The 22,395-nt window shown below is 55.7% G+C and carries 22 protein-coding genes; 13 read left to right on the forward strand and 9 right to left on the reverse strand.

The features are described 5' to 3' along the window. The 4 genes from PEH01S_RS16785 to PEH01S_RS16800 form a co-directional block, all read right to left on the reverse strand. The coding region (locus PEH01S_RS16785) for an ArsR/SmtB family transcription factor (RefSeq protein ID WP_164827889.1) at window positions 1-220 on the reverse strand (220 nt) is incomplete at its 3' end. Window position 221: 1 nt separating this feature from the next. After that, the gene (locus PEH01S_RS16790; RefSeq protein ID WP_025845695.1) at window positions 222-647 is read right to left on the reverse strand and encodes an SRPBCC family protein; all 426 of its coding nucleotides are present in this window, start codon (window positions 645-647) and stop codon (window positions 222-224) included. 34 nt (window positions 648-681) lie between these two features. After that, window positions 682-1,059 carry a hypothetical protein gene (locus tag PEH01S_RS16795; RefSeq protein ID WP_174807142.1) on the reverse strand — a complete coding sequence of 126 codons (378 nt, stop codon included), beginning with the start codon at window positions 1,057-1,059 and terminating at the stop codon, window positions 682-684. Window positions 1,060-1,221: 162 nt separating this feature from the next. Then, a complete protein-coding gene (locus tag PEH01S_RS16800) occupies window positions 1,222-1,482 on the reverse strand; it encodes a YpbS family protein (protein ID WP_036712580.1) in 261 nt (86 codons plus the stop codon). A gap of 363 nt (window positions 1,483-1,845) precedes the next feature. Here PEH01S_RS16800 and PEH01S_RS16805 point away from each other — a divergent pair, with 363 nt between their 5' ends. From PEH01S_RS16805 to PEH01S_RS16820, 5 genes are all read left to right on the forward strand, one after another. Beyond that, window positions 1,846-2,952: a DUF4097 family beta strand repeat-containing protein gene (locus tag PEH01S_RS16805; RefSeq protein WP_025845691.1), complete on the forward strand. Its 1,107-nt coding sequence runs from the start codon at window positions 1,846-1,848 to the stop codon at window positions 2,950-2,952. Between the two features lie 198 nt (window positions 2,953-3,150). Beyond that, on the forward strand, window positions 3,151-3,636 hold the full coding sequence (locus tag PEH01S_RS36015; protein WP_051570180.1) for a hypothetical protein: 486 nt from the start codon (window positions 3,151-3,153) through the stop codon (window positions 3,634-3,636). A 5-nt stretch (window positions 3,637-3,641) separates the two neighbouring features. Then, window positions 3,642-3,968 carry a hypothetical protein gene (locus PEH01S_RS36020; RefSeq protein ID WP_051570178.1) on the forward strand — a complete coding sequence of 109 codons (327 nt, stop codon included), beginning with the start codon at window positions 3,642-3,644 and terminating at the stop codon, window positions 3,966-3,968. A 144-nt stretch (window positions 3,969-4,112) separates the two neighbouring features. Beyond that, complete coding sequence (locus PEH01S_RS16815; protein WP_025845689.1) at window positions 4,113-5,045, forward strand: D-2-hydroxyacid dehydrogenase; 933 nt, start codon at window positions 4,113-4,115, stop codon at window positions 5,043-5,045. A gap of 58 nt (window positions 5,046-5,103) precedes the next feature. Beyond that, window positions 5,104-5,748, forward strand: a complete 645-nt coding sequence (locus tag PEH01S_RS16820; protein WP_025845687.1) for an NUDIX domain-containing protein — start codon at window positions 5,104-5,106, stop codon at window positions 5,746-5,748. A gap of 992 nt (window positions 5,749-6,740) precedes the next feature. Here PEH01S_RS16820 and PEH01S_RS16825 read toward each other — a convergent pair. Then, a complete protein-coding gene (locus PEH01S_RS16825; RefSeq protein ID WP_127486849.1) occupies window positions 6,741-7,613 on the reverse strand; it encodes an aldose epimerase family protein in 873 nt (290 codons plus the stop codon). Window positions 7,614-7,783: 170 nt separating this feature from the next. Here PEH01S_RS16825 and PEH01S_RS16830 point away from each other — a divergent pair, with 170 nt between their 5' ends. Together PEH01S_RS16830 and PEH01S_RS16835 are read left to right on the forward strand one after the other, a co-directional pair. Beyond that, complete coding sequence (locus tag PEH01S_RS16830; protein WP_025845683.1) at window positions 7,784-8,467, forward strand: SOS response-associated peptidase; 684 nt, start codon at window positions 7,784-7,786, stop codon at window positions 8,465-8,467. Between the two features lie 199 nt (window positions 8,468-8,666). Beyond that, window positions 8,667-10,142 (forward strand): amidase family protein, encoded by a 1,476-nt coding sequence (locus tag PEH01S_RS16835; protein WP_127486851.1) that lies wholly within the window; start codon window positions 8,667-8,669, stop codon window positions 10,140-10,142. Between the two features lie 167 nt (window positions 10,143-10,309). Here the strand turns inward: PEH01S_RS16835 and PEH01S_RS16840 are convergent, their stop codons facing one another. Beyond that, a complete protein-coding gene (locus tag PEH01S_RS16840; protein ID WP_127486853.1) occupies window positions 10,310-10,855 on the reverse strand; it encodes a CGNR zinc finger domain-containing protein in 546 nt (181 codons plus the stop codon). Between the two features lie 155 nt (window positions 10,856-11,010). Between PEH01S_RS16840 and PEH01S_RS16845 the strand changes: the two genes are divergently transcribed. Next, entirely contained in the window at window positions 11,011-11,502 is a 492-nt protein-coding gene (locus PEH01S_RS16845) for a DinB family protein (RefSeq protein WP_127486855.1), read from the forward strand. Between the two features lie 127 nt (window positions 11,503-11,629). Here the strand turns inward: PEH01S_RS16845 and PEH01S_RS16850 are convergent, their stop codons facing one another. Continuing rightward, window positions 11,630-12,571: an aldo/keto reductase family protein gene (locus tag PEH01S_RS16850; protein ID WP_025845677.1), complete on the reverse strand. Its 942-nt coding sequence runs from the start codon at window positions 12,569-12,571 to the stop codon at window positions 11,630-11,632. Window positions 12,572-12,934: 363 nt separating this feature from the next. On the opposite strand from PEH01S_RS16850, the gene PEH01S_RS16855 reads away from it, so the two are divergent. From PEH01S_RS16855 to PEH01S_RS16865, 3 genes are all read left to right on the forward strand, one after another. Further along, complete coding sequence (locus PEH01S_RS16855; RefSeq protein WP_025845676.1) at window positions 12,935-15,328, forward strand: penicillin acylase family protein; 2,394 nt, start codon at window positions 12,935-12,937, stop codon at window positions 15,326-15,328. A 152-nt stretch (window positions 15,329-15,480) separates the two neighbouring features. Beyond that, window positions 15,481-17,007 (forward strand): NAD(P)H-hydrate dehydratase, encoded by a 1,527-nt coding sequence (locus tag PEH01S_RS16860; protein ID WP_127486857.1) that lies wholly within the window; start codon window positions 15,481-15,483, stop codon window positions 17,005-17,007. A 165-nt stretch (window positions 17,008-17,172) separates the two neighbouring features. After that, the gene (locus tag PEH01S_RS16865) at window positions 17,173-18,417 is read left to right on the forward strand and encodes a PASTA domain-containing protein (RefSeq protein ID WP_127486859.1); all 1,245 of its coding nucleotides are present in this window, start codon (window positions 17,173-17,175) and stop codon (window positions 18,415-18,417) included. A gap of 41 nt (window positions 18,418-18,458) precedes the next feature. Here PEH01S_RS16865 and xerS read toward each other — a convergent pair whose 3' ends face one another. Both xerS and PEH01S_RS16875 read right to left on the reverse strand, forming a co-directional pair. Beyond that, the gene (gene xerS, locus PEH01S_RS16870) at window positions 18,459-19,538 is read right to left on the reverse strand and encodes a tyrosine recombinase XerS (RefSeq protein ID WP_127486861.1); all 1,080 of its coding nucleotides are present in this window, start codon (window positions 19,536-19,538) and stop codon (window positions 18,459-18,461) included. 422 nt (window positions 19,539-19,960) lie between these two features. Next, complete coding sequence (locus PEH01S_RS16875) at window positions 19,961-20,449, reverse strand: PCYCGC motif-containing (lipo)protein (RefSeq protein ID WP_407669441.1); 489 nt, start codon at window positions 20,447-20,449, stop codon at window positions 19,961-19,963. Window positions 20,450-20,765: 316 nt separating this feature from the next. Here PEH01S_RS16875 and PEH01S_RS16880 point away from each other — a divergent pair, with 316 nt between their 5' ends. Both PEH01S_RS16880 and PEH01S_RS16885 read left to right on the forward strand, forming a co-directional pair. Beyond that, window positions 20,766-21,038: an acyl carrier protein gene (locus PEH01S_RS16880; RefSeq protein ID WP_127486863.1), complete on the forward strand. Its 273-nt coding sequence runs from the start codon at window positions 20,766-20,768 to the stop codon at window positions 21,036-21,038. Beyond that, window positions 21,025-22,395, forward strand: a complete 1,371-nt coding sequence (locus tag PEH01S_RS16885; protein ID WP_127486865.1) for a hypothetical protein — start codon at window positions 21,025-21,027, stop codon at window positions 22,393-22,395. The genes PEH01S_RS16880 and PEH01S_RS16885 overlap by 14 nt, the downstream gene beginning before the upstream one ends.

Genomic DNA, 22,395 nt, shown 5'->3' on the forward strand with positions numbered 1-22,395 from the left:
CCAGCCGGTACCGGGTTTCGCGCCCAACTTTCCGTTCTTTGACCAGTCCGGCATCGGCTAAGATACGCAGATGCTTGGACACGGCCGTCCGGCTCATCGGAAAGTGGCCGCTGATCACGGTCACGGGCATTTCCCGTTCTCCCAGCATGCTCAGCAACTGGCGGCGGGTCGGATCGGCAATGGCTTGAAAAACGTCAGTCTTGCGCGAAGGGGCGGCCATATCAGCCCTCGACGAAGGTAACGAGTTTCTGCACAATGCCGACCCAGCCTTGGTCCATCCGGTCGCGTACGGCTTGATGGGTTTGCCCGAATTCGGTAACCTTGTCGGCATCCCAGCCGGAGTGAATCAGCGTAAATTCCGTTTGACCGTCCTTCTCCGTCAGCTCGAAGACAATCGTCCAATCTTTACCCCATTGGAACGAAAGGCGGGTAGGAGGGTCAAGCTCCGTTACTTTGCAAGGAGACATGCCGAACGGGCCGGCGTTCAATTGGAATTCATAGCCGAGGATCGGCTGAAAATCGTTGGGCATAAACCACGCGGCAATGCCTTCCGAGGTGGCGACGGCGTCCCAAACTTTTTGAATCGGCGCTTTGAGCAGGGCAGTTTTACGGATTTCAGGCAGCGTATTTTGCGTATTGTTTTCCATATGATTTTATTCCTCCTCTGTAAATGGGGGTAAGTTATTTCGAAGTCTTCACTTTATCCTGATGGCGGAAACGCAAGGCGGACCATGTGGCGTCGACGGCTACGTTGCTGACCGGACGGTAGGCTGTTTTTGCCTGCACCATCGCGGCCAGAATGTCGCGATTAATATCCGTTTTCACCTTTGAGCTTTGCTTCGGGTAGGTGATCCAGAATACCGCATCTTCGTTCAAGAGCGGGATCACTTTCGGCAGCCATTCGTCCGTTTCTTGCGCATTTTGAACGAAGAGCTGGATAAAATCGTAGGTTTTGTCCGGCACCGTGCCGCTTTCGATGCCGAGCCGGTACCCTTCGGGAGCATTTAAGACTAAAGCGGCTCCTTCTTTGTACCGCAGTTTTTTCAATAATGCCTCCACGTGTTCATCCCTTTCCTTGTATAGCATGTCCTTGAAGCGATCACCCGTATTATATGAAACCAAAAGGTTTCATGTCAAGCTGCAGAAAAAACTGGTTATAAAAAGCCCGAATACTCATCGATTGATCGAATGGTATCCGGGCTTTGCAGGCGGTTGCTTCAGTCACTTCCGCTTTTTACGGGCGGCTTCGCGCACCATGTCCGGGGTGACGTGAACCCGGGTCGGGGAGATTCCGCTCTGGGCGTGGCGGTTGATGCGATCCGTCGCTGCGTTAATGGCATCGACGCTGAACGGTTCGCCGGCGATGCATAAGGCGATCGCTTCTTCAATCGCAGCCTCCCGTTCGTTGTCCAGCACAAGGAATCGTTCCAAGTGCGCGTTTTGTTTACGGGTATGTTTCGTGATAGCTTCATGGACACTCATCAGATAGCAGCTCCTTTAACAGACGGAAATCGATAAAATTTATGATACTATAAGGGGCTTGGCGTGACAATGCCGCAAAATCAAATAACGATGTACTTCTGCATTATTCGGCAAGCATGCTTGAACGTCGTAATACGCAGCAAGAGGCGGTAGTATATTGACTAAATTTAATGCTATTAAATAAAAAGATTAATGACATTAACTTAATTATTGATTAACTATGTTAATTATGTAGAGAAAGGAGGAACGGCTTTAGCTCCATTCTTCAGAATAATTTAAAACTTCTGCTACTTTCTCCTAAGATGTATTGGATACGATGGGAAACGTAGGAAATAGGAGGATGAGGAAAGAAGGGGCCAGTTCATGAAAAAAGTAGGGCGTTATACGTCGGCGTTGGTGGTACTCCTAACGGGAGCGTTACTGCTTCTGGACCGGACAATGGAGACGGAATATTTGCATTTGGCGATTGGCTGGTGGCCTGTCGTGCTGGTTGCATTTGGGGCTGAGTTGTTGGCCTTTAACTTCCTCCGGCGCGAGAAGCGAGGGAGGTTGAAGCTGGATTTCGGGGGCATGCTGTTCACGGTGTTGCTCTTATGGGGGCTAAGCTTTTTTACACCGGCCTCTCCTACCGTTTCCTCTTCTGCAGCGAGCTATAAGATTGCAGGAGGCATCAGCACCGTGGCGTTGAGCGAACGAACGGACAGCCTCATCATCGATAACCCTGCCGGCAGCGTGGTCGTCAAGCCCGGACCTGTGGACAAAATTCAAATCGATGCTTCTTTGTGGGCCGAAACTCCAACGGCATCGCACGACTTCAAAGTTGCCGCCAAAGAGAAAGACGGAACGATAATCATCACCGCAAGCGGAGGTCTATCCGGCTTGAGCAAAAAGAGCAAGCCGCTCATTCGCCTGCTGGTTACCGTCCCCGAGCAGCGCAAGCTGGATATGCGGCTCAAATTAAAAAGCGGCGATGTGGAAGCTTCGAGACTGCCTATCCGCAATCAACTGACGGTGGAAACTTCGAACGGAGAAGTGACGGTCGCGGAGATCGGCGCAAACGTAATGGTCCGTACGACGGAAGCCCAAGTCCAAGCGGACCATATTCAAGGCGATATGAAGATGCATGCGTCAGGCGGTTCGATCCGGCTGTCCGAAGCAGGCGGCAAAGTCAATGTCGTCGCCTCCAATGGCCCTGTTTGGATAAGCGGCTCGACGGTCCGGGGAGATTGGAACGTGGATTCGAAGCACGGTGACATCACCGTCGAGGTTCCTGCGCAGGGCGATTTCCGCATCGACGGCTCCAGTCCCGGAGGCCGCGTAACCGCCGGGCTGCCTATGAAGGTAACCGCCAATGCCGCGATAGGAACGGTCGGCTCCGGTGCCCATCTCATCCGCTTGCATGCGGCGAACGGGAACATTTCGATATACGAAGCGCAAAGTACCGGACAGGGCGGAGGAGGGGTGAAATGAATCAGCTAACGGATGTTTCATGAAAAACAAGGCGGCGGTCTTCATCATCATGCTGCTGCTTCTTTGAAGAGGCGCTTTCGCATCCGCACTGTTGTCAGTTGAAATGATGCCGGCATGTTCAGCAAAAAGGCCGCAAAGTCCGCTTGACGAAAGAAGGCCTGACATGGCATATAGGTTGTATGAAAAGGAGGGGAACGGATGCTGCCGGATCAAGGAACGTTAGAGAGCGGACTGACGATGATTGCGATGTGCAAGCAGGAAACGGGGGATATATGGCACGCCCACTTCGGCGCCGCCGCGATTGCCGGTTATTTTTTCGCTAAAGAGAACCGGTTGTCCGACCTGACGCTGCACAGCTTGGCCGATCAGTCCGAAGCGATGATCAAGAAGCATTTGCAGACTCCGGCAATCCCCAGGACGAACGGGTGTACGGTTCGTTGGGCCGAATCGGCCATTTTGGAAGCTCTCGAGCCTACGATCGACCGGCTTCATTGGGTAGGGCACAATGTCATTTACGCCGCGGTCAGCTTGCTTGCCCTGCATGAACTCGGAGGCTGGGGCAGCGAGAAAAATATAGCCGGCATATGCGAGCTTCTTCGTTCTTTTGAGAACACCGTCCCCGGACGGTCGTGGCTCGGCTTTACGGCCTCGAAGGTCAGGCGGCTGGGACTCGACGAAACCTGAACATCTTGTCGGATCTCGGTCATGAATCGTTGTTCCGCCGCGGGCTGCTTCCGCTTTTTACTTTGGTTAAGGTGCTTCGGCGAAGTCATGACCTCCAGCCGGGGGACCCGATCCGGTTGGTCTCGCCGGTCGACCGACTGCCGCTCATGAAAGCCAGGAGGGCTGCGGCGCTGCCTACGGAGCCGGATTATTGGACCGCAGATCTTGGCCGGTATGATTGGGATTTCGGCCATTCGTTTAAATTCGCTTTCAGCTTTTACAACCATTTGAACCGGCCGCCGCAAGACAAAGAAGCGTCCATCGAAAACTTTCGCTATCTTATCTGCGGTTAAGGCGGCAGGGGAGAGCTGAATGAGGGCAGTATGGAGTGTAGGCAAAAGATAGCCGAACTGCGGGCGGAATGTTTGCAGCCCTTACGCCGAAGCGGTTATGATAGAAACGTTATGCGCAAATAAGAACGGACGGAGTGACCGTTGATGCAGATCGAGAACATTATTATTACGGGACGGATGTACCGGGAGCTGGAAACCGCATGGCCGGAGGGCGCTGGCAAGCAAGTGCGGTTTCTCGCCGAATCCGAGGTGAGGGAAGCCGATATGGCATGGGCCGATGCGTATGTCGGCTTCAAGCCCGTCCCGGCGTTTCATCTGGAGTCGGTCCGCTGGGTGCATGCGCTCGGAGCGGGTGTCGATGCATTCGTCTACCGCAAGCCATGGAAGCCTGACGTGCTCCTCACCCGCACGACCGGCTCGTTCGGGCGGAAAATCGGCGAATATTGCCTCGGTCATATGCTCGCCGAACTCCAGCGTCATGAAATGTTCGCGCGCAGCCAGTCGGATAGGAGCTGGCGCCCGGTCCCGCCGCAATCGCTGTCCGGAAGCCGGGTGACGGTGATGGGGACCGGCTCCGTCGGGCAAGAGCTCGCCCGGATGCTGCAGGCGCTTGGAGTTCAAGTGTCGGGCGTTTCCATGCGCGGGGAAAAGAAGCCGTACATGGATCATGTTTATCCGATATCACGCATCGGGGACGCCGTTTCCGCCGCCGACTGGGTGATCAATACTTTGCCTCTGACCGCGCAAACGGATAAGCTGTTCGGGTCTGCGCTTTTTGCACGGATGAACGGTGCCGGTTTTATTAACGTTGGCCGTGGCCCGTCGGTCGATCACGCTGCGCTGCTGGAGGCGCTTGATAAGGGACATCTACGCCTGGCGGTGCTCGATGTGTTCGAGGAGGAGCCGCTCCCCGACGCGTCGCCGTTGTGGCAGCGCAACGATGTTCGGGTGACGCCTCACGTAGCCGCCGTCACTTCCGTAGAAGAGGCGCTGAGCGGGTTCTTGGATACGCTGCGCAAGCTGGAGGCGGGGGAACGGGAGCTTGCCAATAGGGTGGACCCGGCACGCGGGTATTAAACGGGCGTCGGGTTGCGGGTTATGCAACCCGTTTTAACGAGCCGAGGGGGAAAACATCATGACGCCAAGCGAAGAAATCTTTGACATTTTTGACGAACGGATGAATCCGGTGGGACAGGCTTCCCGCTCCGAGGTTCATGCCCGGGGGCTGTGGCACCAAACGTTTCACTGCTGGATTGTAGACCCTGCGGAAGGGGAGACGGTACTGCTGTTTCAAGAGCGGCACCCGGGGAAAGATACGTTTCCGTCATTGCTCGATACGTCCTGCGCCGGTCATTTGCTGTCAGGCGAAGGAGTCGAAGACGGTGTCCGGGAGCTGGAAGAGGAGCTTGGACTAAGCGTTCCGTTCGAAGCATTGGTTCCTTGCGGTTTGTTTGCCGAGGAGGACATCATCTCCGAAGCGTGTATCGACCGCGAGTTTTGCCATTTATTTCTTCATATGAACCGGCAGCCGCTCACCCGGTACCGCTTACAACCGGAGGAGGTCACGGGGTTATATCGAGTTCCACTTGTGCAGGTACGGAAGATGGCTCAAGGAACATTCGTGGAGCCGATCCGAATCGACGGCGTTGCGCCGGATGAGAATGGCGTTCTGGTACCCGTCGAGCGGACGGTCGGACCTGCGGATTTCGTTCCGCATCCGGGGGCTTATTATGAGCTGGTGCTGCAGGCGATAGTCCGGATAGGGAAATCCGCGCCTTGACAGCGAGCGTCCACCTGCATCCGGATATATCACGAGCTGGGCACCGGGAAGACAAGGCGGTGAAAGAGAATAGGGAAATGAAGCAAAGCTGGGAAATGAACGGTGTATTTCCCGGGTAAGCGCACAACTCGATTCATTTTTCGATTTTTCAGACATTTTCGACAAATATTCCCGGTGAAAATCCACATGTAAACTGAACAGTTACGGACTGTTCAGTATGGACAACCGTTTCTCTCTATACGCTATCGATCCCAAACCGGCCAAAGCGTCGTCACTCACGAATAAGCTCCATGTTCCATTGGGGGGCAATCCGTTAAAATTGCTGAGTGCAACAGAGGCAGACGATGGGGGCGCAGGAGCCGGGAGATTTTCAGGAGGGAATTCAAAGTTGGTCGGCTTAAACGTGCCGGAAACAATCGCAGTAGTAAGCGGAAGGAAGCTTGGCGCCTGGTCGTCAAATGTCAATGTAACATTGGCGATGTCAAATGCGCCTCCCGTGTCTGACATCAGGATAGTATTGGTTAGTCCGTCGGGTCCGACAAGCAAAATATCAATGTCTGTCGGATCTTGATGAGATAGATTGAATAGCGTCACGGTCACCTTCGTAATGGGACCCGTGAGGCCCGATACGTTTATCGTTGAAGGATAAGGAACAGCCGGAGCGAGGTCGATAAAAGGTAAATGTACTTGCCGGGAATCGGCTGCAAGAGCTTCGGAAAGGAATAAACGGTCCAGGGGGGCCTGCCGGGCCTGTTAAAACCGTTGGACCTGTCAAGCCTGTCGGACCTGGTACTCCGCTCATTTCGTATTTACCTCCTCTGAGTTTTGTTATATTACGTATTCTGCCATTGCAAGGAGTTGGATGCTTGCCTAAATTCACGAAATATAGGTACGATGCCAGACCTAAAACGATCAGCAGCGGGTTCCTGCGCCTCTCCTCAAATGGCCAATGTCATAAAGAGGGAAGCGGCAGGTGACCCGCTGCTATTGGTTTACACGGACATGCGGCTGATGGTCAAGAAGGTCTGGTGCACGCCGCCCGGCGGCACTTCCACCAGCTCTTGCTTCCGGTTCAGCTCGTCGGTTTTGGCCATCCACGGTTCGACGCAGACGAAGCCTTTGCCGCTTACGGACCACAGCACGACATATTTGAACGGATCGCCGTATGTCATCCTCACGATCAAGCGCTCCGCCGGGCTGAAGGTAATGTCCCGTCGCTGCGCATTCAGGAAAACGACCGATTCCGGCAGCTTGTCGAGGTCGATGACCCGGCCGTCATAGCTTTTTTCCATACCATCGTTGTAGTCGAAATATTTCGTCGCGTCGGTTTCGTACGCGAGCGCTTTGCGGTCGGCCACAAAATACGGGTGGAATCCGGGGTACATCGGCATCGGCTCTGCCGACCCGTTCCGGTATTCCTGCTCGATGGTCAACTGGCCGCCCTTCAGCCGATAGGTAAAGCGAAGCTCAAAGTCGAACGGGTACGATTCCCGTGTTTCCGCATCGCTCGCGAGCGTCAACGTAATGGCGGCGCCGTCGGTGGTATCCGTCGATTCGACACGCCACGGGCGTACGCGGGCGACGCCGTGATTTTTCATGCGGTAGCGCTGTCCGTTCCATTCGTACGAGCCTTCCGAAAGCTGCCCGGAAATCGGAAACAGCACCGGAATGCCGCCGCGGATATTGGCGTTCGGATCGTCGAACGTCGCTTTGTCCAAATAAAGCAGCTCCTGACCGTTCGCCCCGAAGCTGATGACGATTCCGCCGCGCTCCGGAGCGATTTTGAACCACGAACGGGTACTGTGCTCGATCAACTCGTAAATTTCGTAGGAATCTTGGTAAGTCCGGATTTCGTATGGTTTCATGGTCCGTCTCCTTTCTCGTCTCCGCTATATTTTACCATACCGCTCCGCGTTTGTTCTACGAGGACGCTTGCGCACATGGAAGGAGATCCGAAAATGTATAGCTAAGTCGGGGGATGCATAATATTTCTGCACATGAAGATACTGGAATTAAAAAAGAAGAGGTGTTCTTCATGTGCGAGCGTTTTTCGTTGACGGCCGAGCTGCCGGAGCTGTCGGAGCGTTACCGGATCGCCCGAGTGACTTACGACTACAAGCCGCGATATAACATCGCGCCGACACAACAGGTGGCCGTCATTGTCCGGGGAACGGAAAGCCGGATGCTGGAGGAGCACCGGTGGGGGCTCGTCCCGTTCTGGGGGAAGGACGCCGTGAATGCCGACAGCGCAGCCGTACACGAAAAACCGGCGTATCGCAAGCTGTTCGGCAAGCAGCGCTGCATCATTCCGAGCAACGGCTTTTATGTTTGGAAAACAGAGGGCAAAACAAGACGGCCGGTTCGCGTCGTCATGAAGGACCGGGGCATTTTCGCCATGGCCGGGCTGTATGAAATATGGAAGGATTCGCGAGGCGGGGAAATCCGCACCTGTACGGTCATGACGACGAGGTCAAACCGGCTGGTGTTCGATTACGACGAGCGGATGCCGGTCATTTTGGACGAACGGGATATCGAAATGTGGCTCGATCCGACCATGAACGGTGAACCGGACAGGCTGCAATCGCTGCTCCGGCCTTATGCGCCCGAGCGCATGCATGCGTACCCGGTCTCTCCGCGGGTCGCGGACCCTCTTGTCGAGTCGGAGGAATGCGTCGAAGAAGCGGTGGTACCCGTCAAGTATGCGCTGCTCAAGCGCTGAGCCTCCAGGCGGCTGGTTCTGCAACGCAACGCCTACCGACGCATAACAGCTCTTTGAGCCTTATTCCCTTGCGGAGTAAGGCTTATGGAGTTGGTCAATAAGGATGGAAAAACAGGTTAAAAAAGGATTTTGGCACGGCTCTCTCGAACTTGGAAAGGAATACCTTGTACCAAAACAAGCTGAAGAGGGAGTATGGGCGATGGCGAAGCAAGTTTATCCAGTGGAGGAATGGATCGAGGAAGCGACGGTCGACGAATTGCAGCAAGCGATGGAATCCGGGAAGCGAACCGCAGCGGAGCTGGTCCTGGCGTATATGGCGCGGATTGCGGCATACGACAAGCAGGGACCGGCGTTGAATGCGGTATTGGAGCTTAATCCGGATGCGCTTGCAATCGCCGAAGCGCTGGACGCCGAACGGCGGTCGCAAGGTCCGAGAGGCCCTTTGCACGGCGTTCCGGTGCTGTTGAAGGACAATATCGATACGGCCGATAAAATGCACACGAGCGCAGGCTCCCTTGCGCTGGAGGGACACTATGCGGCCAGCGACGCCTTCCTGGTCAAGCGGCTGCGGGAGGCTGGCGCCGTCATTCTGGGAAAAGCCAATATGACGGAGTGGGCGAACTACATGACGCAGGGGATGCCGGGAGGCTACAGCTCCAGAGGCGGCCAAGTGCTGAATGCGTACGGCCCCAAGTTTGGAGCGGGGGGTTCGAGCACCGGCTCCGGCGTGGCCGTGGCGGCAAACCTGTGCACGCTGGCCGTAGGGACGGAAACGTCCGGATCGATTTTGAGTCCGGCGGCGAGCAGCTCAGTCGTCGGCATCAAACCGACGCTCGGGTTAATCAGCCGCAGCGGAATCGTTCCGCTGGCCCACAGCCAAGATACGGCGGGACCGCTTGCCCGAACGGTGGCCGATGCGGCGCTGCTTCTCGGAGCGATGGCCGGAACGGATCCCGCCGATCCGATCACGGGCGCATCGCTGGGCCAGGTGCCTGCCGATTACAGGCAATTCCTGGAGAAGGACGGATTGCAAGGAGCCCGGATCGGCATTCCGCGGGCGGTCTACCATGACAAGCTGGGCGAGGAAGAGCGCCGGGCGTTCGAAGCCCACATTGCCGCTCTGCGGCTTGCCGGAGCGGACGTGGTCGATCCGGCGGACATTCCTTCCGCGCAGGAGCTTGCTTCGTTCAATTCCAGCGTGTTCCGCTATGAGTTCAAAGCGGACGTGAACGCCTACTTGAGCAAGCTTGCGCCGCATCTTCCGGTCCATTCGCTGCGCGAGGTTATCGCCTTCAATGCGAAGCATTTTGAGAAGACGCTAAAATACGGCCAAATCACATTGATGCGGGCCGAAGAGACATCGGGAACGCTTACCGAAGCGGAATATATGAGGGACAGGTTGAAGGACCTCCGGCTGTCCCGCGCCGAAGGCATCGACGCGGTGATGGCCCGGCACCGGTTGGATGCTTTGCTGTTTCCCGGGACGGCCGGTGCCGCGATTGCCGCCAAGGCGGGCTACCCTTCGATTGCCGTTCCCGGAGGCTATGCCGCAGACGGCCGGCCGCTCGGAGTCACGTTTACGGGGCAGGCGTACAGCGAGCACGTGCTGATCCGGCTCGCCTATGCGTTCGAGCAGCTCGGACCGCAGCGGCGAAAGCCGGTATGGCCGAAGTAAGACGAAACGCCCAACCGGATTCGTGCGGTTCATGATACGACGAGTACGGATGGGGAGAAAAAGGTTCGTTTTGGGCGGCCTGTGTTGTTTTGAACAGGTTGGAGTTGAAGGGAAGTTGGTGCAAGGCAAGGCGTAAGAGGAGCCGGGGCTCCGTCCTTGATGAACGTTTAATCCCCGGCTTTTTTGCGCGCGCGAAAACGGCGCACCTTCATCAAATTGCCGCACAATTTGTCATCGCAGTATCGCTTGGACCGGTTACGGGTATCGTCGTAGTAAACCCACAAGCAGTCGGGGTTACTGCAAATGCGCATCCGGGCAGGATCTTTGTCAGCCAAAGTCTGTGCGAACGAAGCGGCAATTTCGGCTCTGATTTGCGTCCAGCCGAGCAGGGGCGGCACGCAGTCCAGCCGATAACGCTCGTCCTTCCGGACGATTTGCCGAACGACCGGCCCGTCGGCCATGACCCGGTTTAATTCCCCGAGATCGCCCGGATCGGGCTGCGAGCCTGCGGCGAAGGCTTGAAGCATGCTAAGCAGCAGGTCCCGCAGCTTTTTCAATTCGGCCAACTCTTGAGGCGAGGGAAGGTGAGGGGCAGTAAGACGGTGCTCGGACAGCCATTGCTTGATCCACTCGGGGCTTTCCAGCCGGTCCTCGCTTCTGCCGCTACCGCGCCAATCCCGCCACACGCTGTTGAGAAAATCATCCCATAACATTGCAATCCCAGCTTTTTTGTCCCTTATTGTAGCATGGAAAGATTGGCCTGCGCCAGCTTCTATACAAGTGGCTTAGCCTGTGGTATATTATGGATGTAACCATTAAAATAATATTAGATGGTTACAATCATGGTGAAACGGGAGGAGAACACGGAATGAACAAGAAGGAGCTGCTCCTGCACGAATGGGATATTTGCTATGACAAGGAAGACTGGTTTCCGCCGCTGAGCGAGGCTTTGAATGGATTAACGGCGGCCGAAGCCGACTGGCGGCCGGAGGGAGCCGCGGCCAATACGATCCGCGAAACCGTCCGGCATTTGACGTTCTATAAGGAGCGTCTGCTGAAACGGCTGTCGGGGGAAGATCCGCAATATCCCGACAGTATGAGTAACGATGATACATTTGCGGCGTACGGGGAAAAGGAAGAGACCTGGGAGGAAGAGGCCGCCCGTTTGGAACATGTGCATAAAGCCGTTCGGGCTGCGCTGGCAGCGTTAAGCGAAGACGACTTGGAACGGCAGCTCACGCAAACAACGATTGCGCTTTCCGTTACGAGTCTGGTCGTGCACGACGCGTATCATACAGGACAGATCGTGCAGATCCGCAAGCTGCAGGGCTCATGGCCTGCGCGGCGTTCTTTCGATTAGCGTAACGCCACAGCTCATACATCCTCATCATACGCCAAAAAGACCCGGGCCTTTCCCGTTCGTGTGAAAGGTCTCGGGTCTTTTTGCCGCGCCCTGTGCTTCGCTCAATACGAAGGCGCTTGGACATCTACTCTTGCATGATGGCTTCGATTCGATCAAGCACGTCCGCAGACAGCACGATGCCGGAAGCGGCGCAGTTCTCCACGACCTGCTCCGGACGGCTCGCACCGACAAGCGCGCTTGCCACGTTATCCTGCCGCAAAATCCAAGCCAGCGCGAGCTGCGATACTTTGATGCCCAACTCGTCCGCAACCGTCTTCAACTGCTCCACTTTGGCCAGGCGGCTCTCGGACAATTGCTTCTCGTCCCAGCCTTTGCTCACGGCGCGGCTCTCTTGCGGCAGAGCTTGTCCGCTGCGGTATTTCCCGGTCAGCAGTCCTTGCGCCAACGGGGAGAAGACGACTTGGCCGATGCCTTTGGCGATGCCGGTCGGGATGACTTCTTTTTCAATATACCGATTGAACAGGTTGTACACCGGCTGATTGACGACGATGTGGTCCAGCAAATATTTGTCCGCGATCGCGTGGGCCTCAATCATCTGGGCGGCCGTCCACTCGCTGACGCCGATATAGAGCACTTTGCCCTGCGTGACCAGATCGTCGAGTGCGCGCAGCGTCTCTTCCAGCGGCGTCTCCGGGTCGAACCGGTGGCAATAATACACGTCCACATAATCCGCTTGCAGCCGCTTCAGGCTGGCATGACACTGCTCGATGACATGCTTGCGGGAGAGGCCGCGATCGTTCGGGCCTTCGCCCATCGGCCAGAAAACTTTGGTTGCCAGCACATAAGATTCGCGGGGGTACGCTTTCAGCACCTCGCCCACGACTTTCTCCGCTTCGCCCCGTTCGTATACGTTAGCCGTATCGAAAAAGTTTACGCCTAAATCGTAAGCTTGTTCGATCGAACGGACGGCTTTTTCGTTCTCTACATAGCCGCCGTATGTCATCCAACTGCCGAGACTGATCTCGCTAACCTTCAGTCCGGTTCTGCCTAATTTGCGGTATTTCATCGATGCTCCGCCTCCCGAATCGAAGTATAAGAACATTGCTATTATATCGATAATCCGTAGGGATTGATAAGTACTGAAAAGTTATTGCCTTAGTTACTTGAATGTAAGTTATGGCGCGGGACATGGCTTCGTGACGAAGGATCTCGCGTCCTACTGGCGGTTCACAACGAAGCGCCTAACTCCACGTTAGGCACTGTATGGATGCTTTGCGTTCTATGCTCTCCGTAACCGAGGCGCAGGGGATGGCGCTGTTTTTTGCTGATTTTGCTTGAGGGAAAGGAAATATACACACCAACTGGGAATATATAGTAAACGTAACGATCATTTTGGAGGACTGATCTTTTATTGTTAGGGGGGTTCACTTTGTCCAAAGGCAAAAAAATACTGCTGTTCTCATTATCCGGTGTATTGGCATTGGGGGCCATCGCCAGCGGAGGCAGCTATTGGTTTGTCCGTCATACGCTCGCGAAGACCGACGGCGAATTGAATTTGGGCGTATCCAAGCCGGTGTCCGTCGTGCGTGACGATTATGGGATTCCGCACATTTATGCATCGAACGAGCGTGATTTAATGTTTGCGCAAGGGTATGTCCATGCCCAGGACCGCCTCTGGCAGATGGAGCTGGCGCGTCGTTCCGTCAGCGGAACGCTGGCTGAAGTGTTCGGCGAAGCTGTGCTGCCGCAGGACCGGTTTAACCGTACGATCGGGTTCAGACGGATGGCCGATCAACTGGTTCCGAAGCTGGACGAACGGACCAAGGAAGCGCTACAGGCCTATGCGGACGGCGTTAACGCTTTTCGGGAAACGGGCCCGCTGCCAATCGAGTATACGTTGACCGGCGCTGCTTTCGAGCCATGGCAGGTCAGCGATTCGATCGCCATCGGCAAGAATATGGCGTGGTATCTGGGCGATAACGCCATCACGGAGCTGTTCGTGAGCTCATCCTTAAAGAAGCTCGGTTTCGACAAGACGCAATCGCTCATCCCGGAGATCAGGCCGGTGGAAGAGGGAGCCGCCGCTCTAAAAGACAGAGATGTGCGGCAGCTTGTCGACCTCTTGGACGCTTCGCGCCGATACGGCATTCCCGGCGAAGGGCTCGGCAGCAACAACTGGGTCGTCTCAGGAAGCAAAAGCGCAACCGGCAAGCCGCTGCTCGCCAACGATATGCATCTGCAGCTGGGCGCGCCATCGATTTTTTACCAAAACCACCTGACCGTCTCCGGGCAGTACAGCGTCACCGGCGTGGTCTTCCCGGGGCTGCCGGGCGTCGTAGCCGGACATAACGAGCATATCGCCTGGGGCTTTACCAACTTGAACCCCGACGTCCAGGACCTGTACATCGAGAAGCCGAATCCCGATAATCCGCACCAATTTGAGTATGCGGGCCGTTACGAAGACGCCATCGTGATTGAAGAAACGTATCGCGTCAAGGGAAGGGCGGAGCCCGTTCGGGGCGAGACGGTCATCACCCGGCACGGTCCCATCATTACGGATATCGTCAAGGAAATCGGTTTGTCGGAACAGCCCGGCCAACCGCTGGCTCTCCGATGGACTGCCTATGACATCGGCCCCGAAAACGAGATCACCGCATGGCTTATGATGAACAAAGCCAAAAACCGTGACGAATTTGAACAAGCGATGCGTCTTTTTGCCGCGCCCGCCCAGAACATTGTCTATGCGGACGATCAGGGGAACATCGGCTGGCGGGCGAACGGACGGATTCCGATCCGCGCCAAGGGGGATGGCATGCAGCCGGTGCCCGGCTGGACCGGCGAATACGAGTGGAAGTCATACATACCATGGGAAGAGCTGCCGCATGCCTGGAACCCTCCGGAAGGCTATATCGCCACCGCCAACAACCGCATCGTCGATGACAAATACCCGTATTTCATTACGAACAACTGGTCGGAATCGTACCGCGCCGACCGGATTCACGAGATGCTGCGCGAGAAATCGCTATTGACCCTGGAAGACATGCAGCGCATGCAAGGGGACTGGAAAAACCTGCAAGCGGTCCAGTATCGGGACATCTGGCTGCCCATTTTGAAACGCGGCTCCTGGAACGCAGCTGAGCAGGAGGCGCTGCGCACGCTGGAGGAATGGATGCGGGATCCGGTCGACGCCCCCGATCTGGTCGGTCCGTCCCTATTCCACACCACGCTGAACAAGACGATGGAGAAGCTGTTTGAGCCCCAGCTTGGACCGGCTCTTTACGCCGATTTTCTGTCTACCGGGTTGAGCAGCAAAGCGGTTAACGAGCTGTTCGCAGGCAAAAATAACAAATGGCTGGCAGGCACCGGCGGGACGATGGAGCAGGCGCTGCTTGACGGCTTCAAGGAGGCGATGCGCCTCTTGGAGCGGCAGCTTGGCGGCAAACAGGAAAAGTGGGTATGGGGAGCGATTCATACGCTGACGTTCGAGCATCCGCTCGGCGCCAAGAAACCTCTGAATCTGATGTTTAACGACGGCCCGCACCCGTACGGCGGAAGCAACGTTACTGTAGGCGATGCCTCTTACTCGCGCCAGCGTTGGCCCTTCAAGGTGGTTGCCGGGGCTCCGTGGCGCTTTACGGCCGACCTCTCCAACTTGAAAGCATCGGAGGAGATCATGATCATGGGAGCCTCCGGTCAGCTCGGCAGCGCGCATTATTCCGATCAGACCTCGATGTGGCTCGCCGGGCGCTACAAAACGATGTATTTCGATGAGGCGGATGTTGCGGCTCATACGAAAGCGACGCTTGTCCTCCGTCCGCGTTAGAGAGGAGGAGCCGGATGAACGTGGGAGCGCAGACTCCCGCGTTTTTCATTAGTTAACATAATAAATATTATGTATACTTTATTGAGGCAAGCAAGCTGCCGATTAAATATGGTATAATAGCAGGAAACTTAAACTGCGGGAGGGCCGAGGCCATGTTTGTCGTTACGGCGGAAGAAATGAGAAGGATCGATCGGCATACGATTCAAACGGTCGGCATTCCCTCGCTTGTGCTGATGGAGAATGCGGGCCGGGCCGTGGCGGAAGAAGGCTTTGAGCTGTTCGATGCCCGAAGGGGCGCCTTGGCCGTTCTCGCAGGGAAGGGCAATAACGGCGGGGACGGGCTTGTAGCCGCCAGACATTTGATCGAAGCGGGTTACGACGTTAAAATCATATATGCCGAATCCCCGGATTCGTTCCGCGGGGAAGCGGCGATTCAGCGGGATATCGCGTCCCGGTTAGGAATACCTTACGAAGTGTACGATTCGACGACTATCGATTGGAGAGGATACGGCGGCATTATCGATGCGCTGCTCGGAACCGGCAGCCGGGGGGCGCCGAGAGAGGCGTATGCCGATTTGATCGGACAAGCGAATCTTTCCGGACTGCCCGTCCTTTCCGTTGATTTGCCCAGCGGCTTGGAGGCGGATACCGGGCAAGTGTCCGATCCCTGCATCAGGGCCGCCCGTACCGTTGCGCTGGCTTTTACGAAGCGGGGTTTGGAGCAGTATCCGGGCGCAGAGCATGCCGGTGAGGTGAAGGTGCGTTATATCGGCATCCCTCAGAAGACGGCTGCCGAAGCGGGTGTCCGCACATTCCGGATCGAAGAGCCGCTCTTGTCGCGGCAGCTCCGGCTTGGGGATTACCGGCTGCGCCGGGCCGATTCGCATAAAGGCACCTACGGCCACGTGCTTGTTGCCGCAGGCAGCCGATCGATGAGCGGGGCGGGGCTGTTATCCGCCAAAGCCGCGCTACGTGGCGGAAGCGGCCTGGTTACGTGGGCACTGCCGGATCGGCTGGCCGAGGCGATGTTCGGCAAGGTGCCGGAGGCCATGCTTGCGGGGCTGTCAGACGAGCAGAGGGGAGACTGGAGCGTCGTCCGGGCGGAAGCTCTGGTACGGCTCGCCGTCGGAAAAGACGCGCTGCTCTTTGGTCCGGGCGTCGGACGATGGCCACAGGACACGGCCTTCTTGCGCACGCTATGGGAGGAAACCGATGGTCCGCTCGTGCTGGATGCGGATGCGCTCAATATACTGGCCGCTGCGGGAGACGCCGCTACTTGGCCGAAGCGCGGTGCACCGGTCGTGCTGACGCCACACCCGGGGGAAATGGCGCGTTTGACCGGCTCCTCCGTACCGGCTGTGCAGCGAGACCGCATAGAGACAGCCCGCCGTTATGCGGCGCGCACCGGCGTGACGCTTGTGCTGAAAGGGGCGCGGACGGTAATTGCCGCTCCCGAGGGGGATGTCTATATCAACCCGACCGGCAATGCGGGCATGGCTACCGGAGGAGCCGGGGATGTGCTGGCGGGAATCATCGCAGGCTTGTTGGCCCAAGGTTGGGGCGGTCCTGAGGCGGCCGCGCTAGGGACGTATCTTCATGGCGCAGCCGGAGACCGGGCGGCTGCCAGCCGCGAGCTTCCTGCATCGCTCACCGCCGGGGATATTGTCGACCATTTGTGACAATTATCGACACTTATAATTCATTCGATTGATTGTACTTTGCATTAATATTTAATGAGATTAATTATAAATTTCGACACAATTTATGCTTTATCGCCATAAAACGCCTCACAAAAATTGTTCGGCTGTCGAATACTATAATCATGACGTTTGAAGGAGGTTTCCATGGAGAAATCCATCAATCAACGTTACGTGCTTACCGAGCCGATTCTTCCGATGTTAAGCGGAATGCTATACAGCGGAAAAGATTTGCCTTTGCGAAGAGACGTCGTTTTTTTCGTCGTGGAAAGCACGGACGAAGCAGTCAAAGAGGCGTATATCCGCAAGCTGCGCGAGGTTGCGCCGCTTAGCGATAATCGTTTTTTACATATCCTCGATGTGGGGATGGAACCAAACTATATTTTTGCCGTGCTGAAGACGTTCGACGGCAAGCCGTTTATCCAGGAGCTGAAGGGACATCGTTTTACCCCCGAGGAAGCGGTATCCAAAGTGCTCGAGCTCGGAAAAGGCTTGATGGATGCGCTTGAGGAAGGGATATCCGGCTGTTCCGTACATGCGGCCAACCTGTGGCTCAGCGATGACGGCCAGCTCAAGATCATTAATTACTGGGAGAAAGGGACGCACGCGCAGCGCGGCGCCCAAGGTCTCGGCTGCCTGCTGTACCAGATCCTGACCCGTTCCGAATCGATCCCGGTTTCGTTCGATTCGATGGAGCCCCGGCTTCGCGAGGCGCTCTCGTCAACTTCGCGCGTAGAACAGGATCTGTTGATTGCTACGCTGCGACGGGTATGGAACGATCAGGAAACGTTAGCTTCGTTTATGCTGGTGCTGCAGAGCTTGCGGCAGGACACTGCCGTCAGGCAGGATCCGGTATGGGACCGGCAAGTCTGGGATAAGAAGGAACCGGAGAGAGTGGATAAAGAGGAAGATCCGGCCGAAAAGGAAGAAGAGGAGCAAGAGGCTCCGCCCCGGAGAAGCTTGGGACGGGCAGGCCGTAAGCTTCTGGTCGGTACGGCAATTGCCTGCTTGGGAGGCGCCGCAGCTTTCGTATGGCTGGGGAAGGATCATGAGGAGCCTTCGGGCAGGAGCGCCTCGCCAACCCAAACCGAGCACCGCGCTCCCGTGCAGCCGACGCATCAGACGTACGATAAGCCGGCCGGACCCGAAATTGTAGAGGCCAGCGATCCGAATCAAGCGGAAGCCGAAATCGTAATTGTGCCTAATTTGATCGGGCTGCAGAACGATACGGCCGGCAAGCAGGCCATCGCGGCCGGATTGCGTTTCAGATTCTTTATGGAGGTGGATGAGCGCGAGGAAGGCACGGTGTTCAAGCAGGAGCCGGCGGCCCATACGCAGGTCCCCAAAGGCACTCAGATCACCTACTGGGTAAGCAAAGGAAAGCAGGAATAAACAAGCCGGCCCCGAGCGAGACGGGGACCGGCTTACAGGCGTTATTCCGAAGGCTTATCGATCGCTTCGGCCATCGTTTTATCGGTCAGGTGCGCGTAAATTTGCGTCGTTTCCGGCGACGCGTGCCCCAGCTGCTCCTGCGTTTTGTACAAATCGTTGCGCAGGTAGTAGTCGGTCGCGAACGAGTGGCGCAGCTTATGCACGGACAAGTAAGGCTTGCCGAACCGTTTGGCGTATTTGATCACCATCTCCTGTATGGCGCGCTTGGTCATGCGCTCGCCTTCTTTTTTGCCGTTGGCGATGGCAAGGAAGAGGGCTTTTTCCCGTTTGGGCGCTTTGTATCTCAGCTGGCGCTGCTCCAAATACGCGGACAAGCAATCGACGGCCTCCTGCCGGAAATAAACCGGCGTCTTGAACGTATCGTCGTTTTTCCCTTTGCGGTATACATACGTCAGCTTTTTCTTCAAGTCGATGTCATCGACATTGAGATTGAAAACCTCGGATACGCGGAGACCGGAATTCAAGATCAGGCTGATGATGCAGACGTCGCGGACCTTGTTGAGCTCGTAGGAGTAGAGCGCTTGTTTGTTTTTGGCCACATCGACCGGATAGCCGGTTTGCACGTAATTGATAAACTCCGCGATTTCCGACTCCTGCAGCAGCTTCCCCTCCAGCTTGGCCGCGGTATCCTTGGGCTTGTGCGTGCGTTTGATTTCGACCTTGGCCATCACGTTGCGCTTCAACAGCGGATAAAAATTCTCGTCCTCGGCAATTTGGCTCAAGTAATGAAACAGGGAGCGCAGCGAGGACAGCTTGCGGGCGATCGTCGTCTTGCCGTTCGAATTTTCTTTGCGGGTGGCGAGGAACATTTTAAAATTGTCGATGCTGTCCATATGCAGCCGTTCCAGGTCGATGAGCGGCACATCCTTCACCGAAGCAGCGGAGGACAAGCCTTCCGCAAGCAGCCATGAAAAGAAAGTATCGTAGTCCCGCACATATTCGAGCAGTGAAGAAGGGGAGAGGTCCGGCAGCTTGTAATTGATGAATTTCTCCACATACCAAGGCATGGAGGGTAATTTTTTCTCCAGCTCGCTTCGGTCTTTGATTTTGATGATATTCATGCGAACCGCCTCCATACGATAAATAGTTTACATAATAATTATTATGTAATGTAATGAGCTTGCTGAAAAAAGTGGTCATTAAGGGAACAGAGGGGGCTGAGAGGGATGTTCCACTTCCGGTCACTGCTTTACCCTGCAAAGTGAAGTTGAATCAGGGAAGCTCAGTGGAAATCACAGCTCAATTGTATCTCTGTTCTTGGTTAAGGATAATTTGTTCGTTTTTTTGTTTACATAAAAATAATTATGTAAACTCATTGGCCGATATCATAAAACTCTTTGGTTCCTTAAATTTATTATGGGAGAGCAGGAACAGGTCTGTCAATGATCATCGGGGGTCCCCGCGTATTAGCGGCGGCCGATGCCCAAAAAAACGCCATCTGCTTAAATTTCAAGCAGCGGCGTTTTTCTGACATGCATGCAAATTAGGCGGGCAATGGAGTCGGAGTCGGTTTGGCGTAGCCTTTTTGATACTGCTTGTCGATCTGCTCGCGGATGTCTTTGGCCGATTGGCCCTGCTGCTGCCACTGCGCGGATTTGACGGCAATCTCCAGACATACGCCACAGCGGGTGGCGTGATCGTCCCATACGACCGAACCGTCGGATGCGGTTTCTTTAATGAAACAGTTCATGTTGCTCTGATGTCCTGCGCTCTCGCCGCAGCCGCAATAACAAGGGATATTGCGCAGCAGATCCTTCGTCTGGGCCGCGACCAAATACGCTTTCTTCATCTGCTCCGGCTGCTTGTCCAAAAAGGAGGGCAGCGTGCTCAGCGAAGCCGTCTTCTCTTGCAGATCGCCGCTCGGCGTTTGATGCCGGGCATCAGACTCCTCCGCCGGCTTGGCGCCGCCGCAAGCGCCCAGCATCAGCAGAAGGGCGGTTGAAGCCAGAACTACCGTTGCGCGTCGTAACAATGGATTCACCTCTTCGCATTCGCTTTATTCGATCAGATTATACCATACCCTCGTATACCATGACAAAAGCAGCTCGGCGTCCGCCGCGTTTATCGATACTGTCAGGATCGCTTGAAGAAGATCAAGCTCTTGCAGGTCTATGCGATCTCTCCTTCACGACCCTGCGCGCAAACAATTGCCTTTCTCAAGCTTTCAAAATGAAATGGATTGTATCCCATAATAGTGGAAATTTATCCCTCCTCACCTCTATACCGATATGCCATAATAAAAAGGAATGAGCCTTAGAGACCTTATATGCCAAGAGGAGGGAATTGATGTGTTTGATACGATCGTCCAAATTTTGTGCCAAATTAAGGAGGGCAGCCCGTCGCTGCGGGAAAGGCTTACGCTCGAAACGGATCTGAACGACGATGTCGGACTGGATTCGCTGCAAATGATCAACTTTATGGTCAAGGTAGAGGAAGAGCTGAGGATCGAGATCGATTACGACGAATTCGATTATAGTCACCTTCGCTCCATCGGCACGTTTATCGACTTCTTAAACCGGTGCGCTCCGGCGGCGGGCACTTACGAGCATGCTGTCGAGTAAATCCGCTGTCGCTTTGCGCAAAACGGTCATGGGTACGTTTGACCCGGAAACGCGCTGGAGAGATCCTCTGCTGTCGATGCTGCCCCGGATTCCCGATCCTGAACGAGACAGGATCGTTCTTTGCATGGATGAACTGCTCTTCCCGCTCTGCGGGCCTGACGATATATTGGTTACCCGCTGCCGGATCGACGATGCGCTGCTGGATTATTTTTCCAAGCTGGGCGTCTCGTTCGAACACCGCAGCGTCATCGATTTGACTTCGCCGGAGGCCGGGGAAGCGCTGCGCACGGAGCATTTCTCGTCGTGCGTATTCAAGCTCGCTTCCAGGGACGGAATCCCCGGGTTCGGTGCGGACAAGCCGTATGTGCTTGAGCCGTACGCGGTAACGGAGGAGGCGCACGAATACGCAGGGAAGGATATTTTCGCGAACCCGCTTCCGGATTTGGCTGTGGTGAAGCGCGTGAATTCCAAGCTGTATCACCATCGGCTGCTGGAGGACACAGGCATGGGCACTTACGGTACGCCGGCCATGAGTGCGGAGGAAGTGGGACAATACGGCACCGAGCTGCTGCGTAAAGGCGCTTTTCTGATTAAGGACCCGTTCGGCGTTTCCGGAAAAGGCAATCAGCTGATCGAAAGCCCGGCGCTGCTGAAGCGGATCGTTTCGCACCTGCGGAAGCAAGAAAAAGCAGGGTCCCAGACGCTCTTTTTGCTCGAACCGCTATTGCCCAAGGCAGCGGACTTCTCCAGTCAATGGCTGCTTGAGCCGGACGGCTCCCGGCAACTGATTTCCGTCCAGCGGATGATGAACCGCCAGCAAAATTACGGAGGCTCCGTCACGGCGGAAGCCGCCTTTGTGAACTCCCTCGAACAAAAAGGCTACTTTAGCATGCTCGAAGCGGCCCTGCACGAGCTGTTTCTCGACGGCTATTTTGGATACGTTTGCTTCGACTCGATGATGCTGGAGGATGGAGAACTAGTTCCCATCGTCGAAATTAACGCCCGCATGTCGATGGGACTTATCAATGCCCATCTGGACCGGCTGCTTGCTGGATGGAACCTTAAGGGCTGGCTAACCTATCTGTCCGTCGCTCTGCCGGATGAATTCCGCTTCGAACGGCTGCTTGAAGCGCTGGAGGCCGAGCGGCTGTTGTTTACACCGCTGCGGCAAAGCGGGATCATGCCGCTTTCCTCCGGTACGTTAACCGTAAACGCCGGTCCGGGCGGATGGTCGAAGGGGAAGCCGAAAGGCCGGTTGTATGTGTCGGCAATCGGACTGACGGGGGAGGCCCGGGAAGACGCATTGGCGCGGCTGAAGCAAGTGCTGCATGACCTCTCGGTTAAAGTATTCCATTAA

Origin of the sequence: Paenibacillus ehimensis NBRC 15659 (genome assembly GCF_004000785.1) — a bacterium.
GTDB lineage: Bacteria > Bacillota > Bacilli > Paenibacillales > NBRC-103111 > Paenibacillus_G > Paenibacillus_G ehimensis.

Bases quoted from the DNA above. Each gene is read 5' to 3' on its own strand.
- PEH01S_RS16840 (WP_127486853.1), bottom strand. From the start codon at position 10,855: ATGTTATGGGATGATTTTCTCAACAGCGTGTGGCGGGATTGGCGCGGT.
- PEH01S_RS16820 (WP_025845687.1), top strand. From the start codon at position 5,104: ATGACGCCAAGCGAAGAAATCTTTGACATTTTTGACGAACGGATGAAT.
- PEH01S_RS16865 (WP_127486859.1), top strand. From the start codon at position 17,173: ATGGAGAAATCCATCAATCAACGTTACGTGCTTACCGAGCCGATTCTT.
- PEH01S_RS16835 (WP_127486851.1), top strand. From the start codon at position 8,667: ATGGCGAAGCAAGTTTATCCAGTGGAGGAATGGATCGAGGAAGCGACG.
- PEH01S_RS16800 (WP_036712580.1), bottom strand. From the start codon at position 1,482: ATGAGTGTCCATGAAGCTATCACGAAACATACCCGTAAACAAAACGCG.
- PEH01S_RS16815 (WP_025845689.1), top strand. From the start codon at position 4,113: ATGCAGATCGAGAACATTATTATTACGGGACGGATGTACCGGGAGCTG.
- PEH01S_RS16825 (WP_127486849.1), bottom strand. From the start codon at position 7,613: ATGAAACCATACGAAATCCGGACTTACCAAGATTCCTACGAAATTTAC.
- PEH01S_RS16845 (WP_127486855.1), top strand. From the start codon at position 11,011: ATGAACAAGAAGGAGCTGCTCCTGCACGAATGGGATATTTGCTATGAC.
- PEH01S_RS36015 (WP_051570180.1), top strand. From the start codon at position 3,151: ATGCTGCCGGATCAAGGAACGTTAGAGAGCGGACTGACGATGATTGCG.
- PEH01S_RS16830 (WP_025845683.1), top strand. From the start codon at position 7,784: ATGTGCGAGCGTTTTTCGTTGACGGCCGAGCTGCCGGAGCTGTCGGAG.
- xerS (WP_127486861.1), bottom strand. From the start codon at position 19,538: ATGAATATCATCAAAATCAAAGACCGAAGCGAGCTGGAGAAAAAATTA.
- PEH01S_RS16850 (WP_025845677.1), bottom strand. From the start codon at position 12,571: ATGAAATACCGCAAATTAGGCAGAACCGGACTGAAGGTTAGCGAGATC.
- PEH01S_RS16860 (WP_127486857.1), top strand. From the start codon at position 15,481: ATGTTTGTCGTTACGGCGGAAGAAATGAGAAGGATCGATCGGCATACG.
- PEH01S_RS16790 (WP_025845695.1), bottom strand. From the start codon at position 647: ATGGAAAACAATACGCAAAATACGCTGCCTGAAATCCGTAAAACTGCC.
- PEH01S_RS16805 (WP_025845691.1), top strand. From the start codon at position 1,846: ATGAAAAAAGTAGGGCGTTATACGTCGGCGTTGGTGGTACTCCTAACG.
- PEH01S_RS16885 (WP_127486865.1), top strand. From the start codon at position 21,025: ATGCTGTCGAGTAAATCCGCTGTCGCTTTGCGCAAAACGGTCATGGGT.